The following is an 11,097-nucleotide window of genomic DNA, read 5'->3' as shown; positions in this document are numbered from 1 at the left end:
ATATAAAAGGAGAATAAATGGCTAATAAATTTATATTTGCAGACGCTACAAAGTGTATAGGATGTCTCAACTGCGAGCTTGCGTGTGCGGCAAGCCATATGGGAGTGAGTCTTGAAGAAGCATATGATATGGGGCTTAAAGGGATTGATCTTATTCATAGAAACACAGTAATAAAACATGCGAATCTTACGGCACCTATGCAGTGTATGCAGTGTGAAGACGCGCCGTGTGTGAATGCGTGTCCTATAGATATTATCAAATATGAAAACAATTACGTAAAAATATATGAAGACGACTGTATAGGATGCAGAAGCTGTGCAATGGTGTGTCCGTTCGGAGCGATTGTAATGGCTCCTAGCGAATCTACCAACGTAACGGGACTGGTAGCTCTTAAATGTGATTTATGCGGAGGAACAGAGGGTGAACAGGCGTGTGTAAACGTTTGTCCTACGGATGCTTTGAGCCTTATAGACTATACGGAATACAAGGCCAGAAAACAAAACGAGGCATTTGAGAGATTAAATCAAAATGCATGAGTTATCCGTCGTACAGTCTATGATGAAAATAGTCGAAGAAGTCAGTAAAGGTAAAGAAGTTACCAAACTTGTAGTGAAAATAGGAAAAATGAGCGGTATTGAACCTCATTTTTTAAAAGAAAGCTTCGACTTTTTCAAAGAAGGAACTGTTTGCGAAACAGCTGAAATGGAAATTATAGAAGTAGATGTAAGAATTAAATGTTTCGGCTGCGGAAATGAAAGTGACATTAAAGGTTTTGATTTTCACTGTCCCATATGCGGCAGCGAAAAAACAAAAATTATCGCCGGAGAAGAGATGCATATAGAATATATAGAAGTGAAGGAGTGAAAATGAAAAAAGATTACACAAGAATTCCTAAAAAAATTCAAAGAAAAAGAGACGCCAAAGAAAGAGTAAAGGATTTTGATCCTATTTATCATGAATTCAACACCGAAGAAGCGACAGAACAGGCAAAAAGATGTATTACCTGTCCGGTTGACGTGTTAAGAGGGCTTGAAAGTGAATTTAGTTTTTGCAGAACCGGGTGTCCTTTAAACAACTATATTCCTCAGTGGATAAGGGAAGTAAAAAAAGGAAATCTTAAAAAAGCGTTTGAATTAAGTAATGAAACGTCTCCTTTTCCTGAGGTAATGGGAAGAGTCTGTCCTCATGACAGTCTGTGCCAGGGTGCGTGTACTGTCGCTAAAACGGAATACGGCAGCGTTGCAATAGGCGCAATTGAAGTGTTTATAAGCGAAGAAGGATTTAAACAGGGACTAAAACCATACTACGGAGAAGATAAAAAAAGAAAAAAAAGAGTGGCCGTAATCGGAAGCGGGCCTGCAGGGATGAGCTGTGCGACTTATCTTCTAAGAGGAGGGGCCAATGTGGAAATATTTGAAAAATCAGACAGACCCGGAGGGCTTTTAACGTACGGTATTCCGAATTTCAAACTTCATAAAGACGTAATATTCAGAAGATTTAAATGGATGGAAGATGCCGGACTTAAACTTCATTTGAACACTCCTATTTTAACGGAAGAGGATTTTGAAAAAGTTGTTGACGATTTTGATGCCGTATTTATAGGTGTCGGCGCTCCTAGCGGCAGGGGTGCGAGGATGGAAAACGAAGACGCAAACGGCGTGTATCACGTAATGGATGTGCTTACTCATGCACAAAAAAGAGTATTCAAAGATTTTGACGAATGTATATTAAAAGATAAAAAAGTCGTTGTTCTTGGCGGCGGCGACAGTGCAATGGATGCCGTAAGAACGTCTGTAAGAAGCGGTGCTAAAAAAGTTACTTGCGTATACAGAAGAGACGAGGCAAATATGCCCGGAAGCAAAAAAGAAGTGATTAACGCAAAAGAAGAGGGTGTTAATTTTATGTTTTATACTGCTCCAAAAGCCGTAAAAGTTGACGAAAACAACAATGTTGTGGGAATAATCTGTCAAAAAACCGAACTAGGGGAGCCTGACAGCAGCGGCAGAAGAAGAGTTCAGGTTGTAGAAGGGAGCGATTTTGAAATTCCTTGTGATATAATTATATTAGCCCTTGGTTTTGATAACGTAAAATTTGCATGGTACGAGCATGCGGGTATCGAAACCGATAAATGGGGATGTCCGAAAGTAAATGAAAGATATCAAACCACAAATCCGAAAGTATATGCCGGCGGAGATGCGGTAAGAGGTGCGGATCTCGTTGTAACGGCTGCAAGAGACGGAAGAGACGCGGCATATGCGATTTTAGAGGATTTGGGATTAAAGGATTAATATGGTAGCAGTATATAAAAGCGATGTAGTAATTGTAGGTGCGGGACTTGCGGGTCTTGCCGCTGCAAGAGAACTCGTTAAAGCCGGTAAAAGTGTTACCGTGCTTACCAAGCTTCATCCACTGCGTTCACATTCCGGTGCGGCGCAGGGCGGCATTAACGCGGCGCTTGCGGATGATGACGATGTGGAACTTCATAAATTCGATACGGTTAAAGGTAGCGATTATCTTGCCGATCAGGACGCGGTTGAGCTTATGTGTGAAAAAGCGCCTGAGACAATCAGATGGATTGAAAGAATGGGTGCGGTGTTCAGCAGACGCGAAGACGGAAGAATAGCCCAAAGGCCGTTTGGCGGGCAGAGCAGACCGAGAGCTTGCTTTGCAAAAGACAGAACGGGACTTACTCTTTTACAGACCATGTATGAGCAGTGTGTGAGAGAAGATGTTTTAATGCTTGATGAATGGTATGTAGCCGATGTGTTATATGAAGACGGAAAGGCGTACGGAGTCGTTGCTTATAACTTAAGAGATCTGACTCCCGCCGTATTTAACGCAAAAGCGGTAATGTTTGCAACTGGAGGATACGCAAGGGCGTTTAAGGTAAATTCAAACGCTCACGCGAATACCGGAGACGGTCTGTCAATTTTAGCCAGACGCGGTATTCCTCTTGAAGATATGGAATTCGTACAGTTTCATCCGACAGGGCTTGCCGGAAGCGGAATTTTGATGAGTGAGGCGGCCAGAGGAGAAGGCGGAAGGCTTTTTAACTCCAAAGGCGAGCGTTTTATGGAAAAATACGCTCCTGAAAAAATGGAACTGGCTCCCCGTGACGTGGTAAGCCGTGCGATTATGAAAGAGATAATCGAAGGAAGAGGTGCAAAAGAGGACCCTTTTGCGGTATATCTTGATCTAACACATTTAGGGGAGAAAAAAATCAACGAAAGACTGCCTGAATTAAGAGATTTGGCATTAACGTTTTTAGGACGGGATATGGTTAAAGAGCCGATTTTAATTGCGGCTACGGCGCATTATTCTATGGGAGGAATTCCAGTCGACATTAACGGACACGTTAAAAAATCTGCTACAGAACTTACCGAAGGTCTGTATGCTGCGGGTGAGTGTGCGTGTGTAAGCGTTCACGGGGCAAACAGACTCGGAGCAAACTCTCTTCTTGAAGCACTTTTCTATGGAAGATGGACGGGACAGTCTATTCTTAACGATTTGGATAAAATTGAATTAAGAGAAGCAAACGCAAAAGAAGCCGAAACCATGTTAAATGAAGTTAAGGGGCTTTTAAATTCAAACGGGGAAGAAAAAGTTTCTCATATAAGAAACGAGCTTCAGGAAACCATGAGCACAAAAGTAGGTGTTTTCAGAGAAGAAGCCACAATGCTTGAAGCAAAAGAAAAACTTAAAGAATTAAGAAAAAGATATAAAAATATCAAGCTAGACGACAAAGGCAAACTTTACAATACGGATCTTCAAGAAGCAATAGAACTTGGCCATATGCTTGATTATGCGATGTTTATAGTTGAAGGCGCCATTAACAGAAAAGAATCTCGCGGAGCGCATTACAGGGAAGATTATCCTAAGAGAGACGACGAACAGTTTTTAAAACATACTTTTGCATATTTAAAAGATGATGAGGTTGAAGTTGAATACGCTCCAGTAAAAATTACTAAATTCGAGCCTCAAGAAAGAAAATATTAAGGATTAAAGATGAAAGTAACGTTTAAAGTATATAGATATAATCCGGAAACAGATGACAAACCTCATTATGAAAAGTATGAACTTGAACTGAAAGACGACGGAGTTTTACTTGACGCTCTTAATCAGATAAAATGGGAAATTGACGGAAGCCTCAGCTACAGAAGAAGCTGCAGACACGGTATATGCGGAAGCTGTGCCGTTAAACTCAACGGTAAAAACGTTCTTGCGTGTAAAACAAGTATAAAAGAAGCCGTTGAAATGTTCGGCAGCACTTTAATTGTAGAACCGTTAACCAAAAACAAAGAAAAAGTAATAAAAGACCTTGTGATAGATAAAAAAGATTTCTGGGATAAAAACGCAAAAGTAAAACCGTATCTGATAGCAGAAATTGACGAGCATCCTGAAAGTGAAAATCTTATAAAACCGGCTCTTTTAGAGTTAATTGAAGAGGCGGATTACTGTATTGCATGCGGATGCTGTTATTATACATGTGAAAGTATCAGGGCTAATAAAGATTTCTTAGGTCCTCAGGCTCTTGCAAAAACATACAGATTTACGGCTGATGTAAGAGATCAGGCTAAAAAAGAAAGACTTGAACTTGTAGATAAACTCGGAATCGGAATATGGGACTGCGTAAAATGCCAGGGATGTATAGAAGTGTGTCCTAAAGGAGTCGATCCGTTTACGAAAATCACACATCTTCATAACCAGGTATTTGAAGAGGGAGTGGCTAAAAGAAACGTTGCTACCAAACATGCCGAAGGATTTGTACATTCTATTAAAAAACACGGAATTCTCGATGAGGGAATGCTTGTACTTTACAGCGAGGGTGCAAATGTTGTGCGTCATATGCCTGAAGCAATTTCAATGTTCATGAAAGGCAAAATCAAACTGCCTTGGCAGATGCCGAAAAGCGAAGGTCTTGATGAGATACAAAAACTTATCGAAATATCTCAAACTCACGAGTTAAAGGATTAATATGAAATATGCACTATATACGGGATGTACGGCAAAAGAATCGACACCGGAACTTTTAAAATCCACACTTGCCGTTGCAAAAGTACTTGGTATAGAAATAGAAATATTAAATGAAGCCAGCTGCTGCGGAGCCAGCCATCTTCAGGATTTTGACGAATTTTTATCACTTGTTCTTAATGCCAGAAACATCTGCCTTGCGGAAAAAAGAGGGCTTAAACTCGTGACGCTTTGTAATACATGTCAGCTAATGCTTGAAAACACTAAACAAAAACTTGACAGTGATGAAGAAGTTAAAGCCAAAGTTAATGAAAAACTTGCGGAAGTAGGATACAAATATACCGGTGAATCAAAAATTCAGCATTTTTTATATGCGATTCTGGAAGATGTGGGTCTTGAAGAAATTTCAAAACATGTGAAAAAACCTCTTAATTTAAAAGTTGCCCCTTTTTACGGATGTCATATTATAAGACCTTCGAAAACGCATGACGGGGCAAATTTAAATGAAAATCCGTTTAAACCGAATGCAATTGAAAGTCTGATAAAAGTATTGCTGGGAGAACCTGTGGATTATGCGATGAAAACAAAATGCTGCGGTTTTCACGTTGATTTGCAAAACACTCCTGTGAGCGAAAAACTCACTGCAAGCGCTTTAATAGACGCTAGCGAAAGCGGTGCCGAAATGATGGTGACTCCATGTCCTTTATGTCACTTAAATCTTGACGTAAAACAAAAAGCGGCTGCAAAAGAAGCCAATAAAGAATTTAATATGCCTGTGCTGCATTTGCCGCAGCTTATAGGGCTTGCTTTTGGAATAGAGCCTAAAGAACTGGGATTACATCATCACGTAACGCCTGTTGAGGTTTAAAAATAAGAGGAGAAAATTTTTCTCCTTGTTTATAATTCGTTTTAATACATTTATTAAGTGTCTCTCACTATATGCTATATATGTGTATATGATTGTTGATTTATAATGTTTTTTTAATTAGTTTAAATTAATATTTATATTATATTAAAACATTCATTTTTATAATGAATGCAAAAAAGAAAAATCAAGTTTATTTTTTTTCCTTGCATAAATGCCTGTTTCTTTTAAAGATATCTTTCATTTTTTCTATATCTTTTTCTTTAGAGTAGATGTGTTTTAGCATAAGTTTTTCACACTTATTATCGAAATTTATTTCAAAATCTTTGAAAAACTCTTTGTAATCACTGCATTTTTTTATGACTGCATTGTGATATATCAGATGTGATAAAGAGAGCAAAAACATTGAAAAGAAAAAGAATACGATACTAAATACTCTTATATCAAAAACATACGGGACTGCTTGAAAAGCAGTGATTACCATTAAGGCCAGTGAAAACAGCACCGCACCAATATAGTATCCTCTTTCGCTTGTAATTGCGAATAGATAATTATTCATATTTTTTTCAATTTTAGAAATTTTAACTAAATTATATATTGCAAAAGCCGTAATTATTATGCTTACTGCAATTAATGTGTAATATATCATTAAATAACCTTTACTTGATTTTTTCCGTGCTGTTTAGCAAGATACAAAGCGCTGTCCGCTTTTTTGAACAGTGACTTTATGTCATCCTGAGAAGAGATCTGTTTGCATGAAACTCCAAAACTGCAGGTAACTTTATCAACTTCCATAAAATTGCTGTGTTCTATTTTTTCTCTTAAGTTTTCAGCAATTTTTTCTGCAGTATTAATGTCTTCAACGTTGTTTGGTATTATTAAAAACTCTTCACCTCCCCATCTGATGAAAATGTCGTCTTTTCTTAGATTTTCTTTTATGATTTCAGCTAAAATCTGTAAAACGATATCACCAACCAAATGGCCGTTTTTATCGTTTATCTGTTTAAAATTGTCAATATCAAGTATAATAAAACAGACTTTTTTATTTATAAGTTTCGGAAGAAGCTCTTTTAGATATTTTCTGTTATATGCTTTTGTAAGTTCGTCTGTATATATTTTTTTGTTTATTTCTGAAATGTTTTTGAATGTAATGATTTTATGGTTTTTATCGGCGTTTTTATAAGAAATTTCGTAGGTTTTGACTTTATTATCGAGTTCAATATTTACAATTGAGGGTTTTTCGTCAAATATAAGATCAATTTTTAAATTTTCTTCCAGATCGTCAAGGGTTTTATAATCTCCGAATTCATTGATAAAAGTAGAGTTTTTTAATTTAATGTCATTGTCTTTTGCGAGTATAACGGCATCAGTCTGTTCTTCAAAGATTTTATTCAAAAGCTGCAGATTTTCTTCCGCTTCTTTTTTATGTTTAATAATTTCAGCTAAAAAGTTTAGTTTTTGATACAGCTTTTTTTTATCTACAGGCTTTGTGATATATCCTTCAACGCCTAAATCGATAGCCTGTTTTAAAAACTCTATATCGGTGAATGCCGTCAGTAATATTATATATGCGTCAGGGTTTATTGATTTTATTTCTTTAGCCATTTCAAGTCCGTCCATCTGTGGCATTTTAATATCGGACAGAATGATGTCAGGATTGTGTTTTTTATATAATTCCAGCCCTTCTTTTCCGTTTTTTGCTATATAAACCTCTTTAAATATTTTATTTAAAATTACCAAGAAACTTTCTCTGACACTGTCATCGTCTTCAACATACAGACAGGTCAGTTTTTTTAAATAATCATTTGGTTTGATCTTCATTTGTCGCCTCTTTGTATTTGATGTTGTTTTCTTTTAATTTTAGCATAAACCATTCATAAATTTCTTTTGCATTTTCTCCTGCAAATGAAATTTCACTGGTATAATCCAGTTTCGGCAGTGTAGAAAACTCTACTTCTTTTGGGATTTTTTTCATAATATCAAGCATTTCGCTTTCTTTTGCATAAGCAATTAATGTATAGCGTTTCTTAATTTCTTTTTTTGGTAAAAATTTTTCAATGGCTTCTTTTGTCATAGGATGGGCCATTTGAGGAAATCCAGGCATAAAAAAATATCTGTTTTTGATATTAAAACCAGGAAATCCGTTAACAGGATTGTTCCATAAAGGTTTTGCATCTTTTGGCCAGTATGCTAAAAGATATTTTTTGCTATTGTCTTCATTAGGAAATTTTTGGTCAATGATATTAACGAAATCTTTATTATATTCCATTTCATTGTCTGTAAAAATTTTTGCCGCAGTTTTTCTGGTAAAATCATCAGGCGTTGCGCCTATGCCTCCATAGCAGAAAAGCATAGAATCAGAGGTTTTTTTTATTAAAGAAAAAATATTTTCAAGCAGGTCGGGATCGTCTTTTACGGTAAAAGAGGAAAAAAGTTCATAGCCTCTTTGTAAGAGGGCGTCTCTTAAAAATTTGAAATGTTTATCTTCTCTCCTGCCGTTTAATATTTCGGTACCGATTATTACCTGAAAAATTTTCATTAAATTCCGGCTTTTTCTTTTATTACCTGTTCCATTTCGTCAACTATTTCTTCAATGGTTCTTTCACCGTTGATTTTAATAAGTTTGCCTTGAGACGTATAGAAATCTTCGATTTCTTTTAACGGTTCTAAAAACACTTTCATTCTGTTATTGAATACTTCGACATTGTCGTCAGCCCCTCTGGCTCTTCCTAAAACTCTCTCTCTTGCAACGTCTTCGCTTACTTCAACTTCTATAACGCTTACAAGTTCTATGTCTTTAGAGTTTTTAAGCATTTCGTCAAGCGCTTTCATCTGTTCAACGCTTCTTGGGAAACCGTCTATTAAAACGATATCTTTAGGCGCTTTTTCAATTGCGCTTTTAATTGTGTTGATTACGATTTCAAGAGGTACGAGATTTCCGTTGTCAATATAGCTTTTTATTGTTTTTCCTAGTTCGCTGCCGCTTGCCACTTCCGCTCTTAGTAAATCACCTGTAGAATAGTGAACGATTTTATCAGCGTTTCTTTCAGCTATAAGTTCCGCATCAGTAGTTTTACCGCTTCCAGGTGCTCCGATTATTAAAAACAGTTTTTTCATTATCTCTCCTTTTGTTTTTTTTATTATATTATACCATCAGCCATCAGCCATTAACCGCTAAATATCAACTCTCAACCACTAACTATCAACCATCAACAATCACAATATCGGACATTCAAATTTTTTAACATAAATTTTTTTGGTCATTCCGCGTCCGAGAGCCAGTTTTCTTCCTTCTATATCAACTTCAATAGGGCCGAAAAGAGATTTGTTTATTATCTGCCCTATTTGACCTTTACTGATTCCCAGGTCGCTGAGTCTGTGTTTAAAATTACCGCATGATTTATCGAATCCTACTATTTTAAACACGTCACCTTTTTTTAAATTTGCCAGAGTTAAATTTGTAACTTCGCTTATTTTTTTATTCATTTTCCGCTTTTGGTTTTTTTACTCTGATATGAAGTTCTTTAAGCTGTGTTTTGTCGACTTCACCGGGAGCACCTGTTAAAAGACACTGTGCTTTTTGTGTTTTAGGGAATGCTATTACGTCTCTGATGTTGTCAGTTTTTGTCATAAGCATAATAACCCTGTCAAGCCCTAAAGCAAAACCTCCGTGAGGAGGTGCACCGAATTTAAGTGCATCAAGCAGGAAGCCGAATTTTTCACGAGCTTCCATTTCATCAATTCCAAGCATTTTGAATACTTTTTCCTGAATTTCCTCTTTATGGATCCTGATACTTCCCCCTCCGATTTCATAACCGTTAAGAACAAGGTCGTATGCAATAGACTGGATATTTTCGAAATCTTCTTCATCCCATGTATCCATATCCGGCATAGTAAACGGATGGTGAAGCGGAGTAGGGTTGCCGTTATCATCTTTTTCGAACATAGGGAAATCTACAACCCATGTAAATTTATATTCATTTTCATCGATTAATCCCATGTCGTTTGCTATTCTTACTCTCAGTCTTCCCATGTAATCGAGAACTGTTTTCTTATCACCTGCACCGAAGAATATAATGTCACCTGTTTCAGGTTTTAGTTTGTCTATCATTTTGTTTAGAGATTCTTCGCTCATAAATTTAACGATAGGACCTTTAAGCCCTTCTTCTTTTACCTGAATGTATGCAAGACCTTTTGCGCCGAATTTTCTGACATAGTTTTCAAGTTCTTTTAGCATTTTTCTGCTGTAGAAATTATCTCCGCCCGGAACTTTAAGCGCTTTAAATCTGTTATTTTTCTTATCTTTAGCAATAGTGCTGAAAATTTCGTTGTTTGAATCGATAAATTCGTCTATTACGTCTACCATAGGAAGGTCGAATCTTAAATCAGGTTTGTCGCTTCCGTATTTCTCCATAGCTTCGGCGTAAGTCATTCTCGGAATCGGAAGAGACACCTCAACGCCTGCCACTTTGAAAGCTTCTTTAATCATACCTTCGATTGCTGCGATTACGTCATCTTCTTCAACAAAGCTCATCTCAACGTCCACCTGTGTAAATTCAGGCTGTCTGTCTGCTCTGAGGTCTTCATCCCTGAAACATTTCGCGATTTGGTAATATCTGTCAAATCCCGCAACCATTAAAATCTGTTTAAAAAGCTGAGGAGACTGAGGAAGTGCGTAAAATTCGCCCGGATGGATTCTGCTCGGTACCAGATAATCCCTTGCACCTTCAGGAGTGGATTTAGTAAGAATAGGTGTTTCGACGTCTATAAATCCGTTTGAATCAAAATAGTCTCTTATTGCTTTTGTGACTTTGCTTCTTAAAATGAAAGTATTTAAACTGTTCGGGTCTCTCAGGTCTAAATATCTGTATTTAAGTCTAAGCTCTTCGTTTACGCTTTTGTCACCGATTTGGAAAGGTAAAACTTCGCTTTTGTTTTCTATGATAATTTCTTCGGCTACCACTTCGATTTTTCCTGTTTTCAGTTTAGGGTTTTCAAGGCCTTCGCCTCTTAATCTAACCAGTCCTTTTACTTTTAAAACATATTCGTCTTTAATCTCTTCCGCAACTTTGTGTGCTTTTGTACTGTCTGCCGGATCTGCTACCACCTGTACAATCCCGCTTTTGTCTCTAAGGTCGATGAATATAACTCCACCGTGGTCCCTGTGAGAGTTTACCCATCCTACAAGCTCAACTTTCTGACCAACAAGGTTTTCATTAACTTCGGCGCAATAATGAGTTCTCATTAAATTCCTTTTTTAG

12 protein-coding genes are annotated in these 11,097 nt (G+C 37.1%); 6 read left to right on the top strand and 6 right to left on the bottom strand.

Going from position 1 to position 11,097, the window contains the following annotated elements:
- The first annotated feature begins 17 nt into the window (after positions 1–17).
- From C3L23_RS05370 to C3L23_RS05345, 6 genes are read left to right on the top strand one after another with little or no spacing between them, the layout of a single operon-like run.
- Positions 18–536 carry a 4Fe-4S dicluster domain-containing protein gene (locus C3L23_RS05370; protein ID WP_127680596.1) on the top strand — a complete coding sequence of 173 codons (519 nt, stop codon included), beginning with the start codon at positions 18–20 and terminating at the stop codon, positions 534–536.
- On the top strand, positions 529–864 hold the full coding sequence (locus C3L23_RS05365; RefSeq protein ID WP_127680594.1) for a hydrogenase maturation nickel metallochaperone HypA: 336 nt from the start codon (positions 529–531) through the stop codon (positions 862–864). Before C3L23_RS05370 ends, C3L23_RS05365 begins: the two co-directional genes overlap by 8 nt.
- Positions 865–866: 2 nt before the next feature.
- On the top strand, positions 867–2,288 hold the full coding sequence (locus tag C3L23_RS05360) for a glutamate synthase subunit beta (RefSeq protein ID WP_127680592.1): 1,422 nt from the start codon (positions 867–869) through the stop codon (positions 2,286–2,288).
- Position 2,289: 1 nt separating this feature from the next.
- Positions 2,290–3,996: an FAD-dependent oxidoreductase gene (locus C3L23_RS05355; protein WP_127680590.1), complete on the top strand. Its 1,707-nt coding sequence runs from the start codon at positions 2,290–2,292 to the stop codon at positions 3,994–3,996.
- Positions 3,997–4,005: 9 nt separating this feature from the next.
- A complete protein-coding gene (locus tag C3L23_RS05350; protein ID WP_127680588.1) occupies positions 4,006–4,974 on the top strand; it encodes a succinate dehydrogenase/fumarate reductase iron-sulfur subunit in 969 nt (322 codons plus the stop codon).
- A 1-nt stretch (position 4,975) separates the two neighbouring features.
- Positions 4,976–5,839 (top strand): CoB--CoM heterodisulfide reductase iron-sulfur subunit B family protein, encoded by an 864-nt coding sequence (locus C3L23_RS05345; protein ID WP_127680586.1) that lies wholly within the window; start codon positions 4,976–4,978, stop codon positions 5,837–5,839.
- A 190-nt stretch (positions 5,840–6,029) separates the two neighbouring features.
- Here the strand turns inward: C3L23_RS05345 and C3L23_RS05340 are convergent, their stop codons facing one another.
- From C3L23_RS05340 to aspS, 6 genes are all read right to left on the bottom strand, one after another.
- Positions 6,030–6,485 (bottom strand): adenylate kinase, encoded by a 456-nt coding sequence (locus C3L23_RS05340; protein WP_127680584.1) that lies wholly within the window; start codon positions 6,483–6,485, stop codon positions 6,030–6,032.
- Complete coding sequence (locus C3L23_RS05335; RefSeq protein WP_127680582.1) at positions 6,485–7,657, bottom strand: diguanylate cyclase; 1,173 nt, start codon at positions 7,655–7,657, stop codon at positions 6,485–6,487. Before C3L23_RS05335 ends, C3L23_RS05340 begins: the two co-directional genes overlap by 1 nt.
- Positions 7,638–8,375, bottom strand: coding sequence for a molybdopterin-binding protein (locus C3L23_RS05330; protein WP_127680580.1), 738 nt, complete (start codon positions 8,373–8,375; stop codon positions 7,638–7,640). Before C3L23_RS05330 ends, C3L23_RS05335 begins: the two co-directional genes overlap by 20 nt.
- The gene (locus tag C3L23_RS05325; protein ID WP_127680578.1) at positions 8,375–8,953 is read right to left on the bottom strand and encodes an adenylate kinase; all 579 of its coding nucleotides are present in this window, start codon (positions 8,951–8,953) and stop codon (positions 8,375–8,377) included. The genes C3L23_RS05330 and C3L23_RS05325 overlap by 1 nt, the downstream gene beginning before the upstream one ends.
- A 99-nt stretch (positions 8,954–9,052) precedes the next feature.
- Complete coding sequence (locus C3L23_RS05320; RefSeq protein ID WP_127680576.1) at positions 9,053–9,322, bottom strand: ferrous iron transport protein A; 270 nt, start codon at positions 9,320–9,322, stop codon at positions 9,053–9,055.
- Positions 9,315–11,081 carry an aspartate--tRNA ligase gene (gene aspS, locus C3L23_RS05315; RefSeq protein ID WP_127680574.1) on the bottom strand — a complete coding sequence of 589 codons (1,767 nt, stop codon included), beginning with the start codon at positions 11,079–11,081 and terminating at the stop codon, positions 9,315–9,317. The genes C3L23_RS05320 and aspS overlap by 8 nt, the downstream gene beginning before the upstream one ends.
- Between the last annotated feature and the right edge of the window lie 16 nt (positions 11,082–11,097).

Origin of the sequence: Nautilia sp. PV-1 (assembly GCF_004006315.1) — a bacterium.
GTDB classification, from domain to species: Bacteria; Campylobacterota; Campylobacteria; order Campylobacterales; family Nautiliaceae; genus Nautilia; species Nautilia profundicola_A.
Note: the sequence above shows the minus strand (reverse complement) of the source record. Positions and strands in the feature narration are given on the sequence as shown.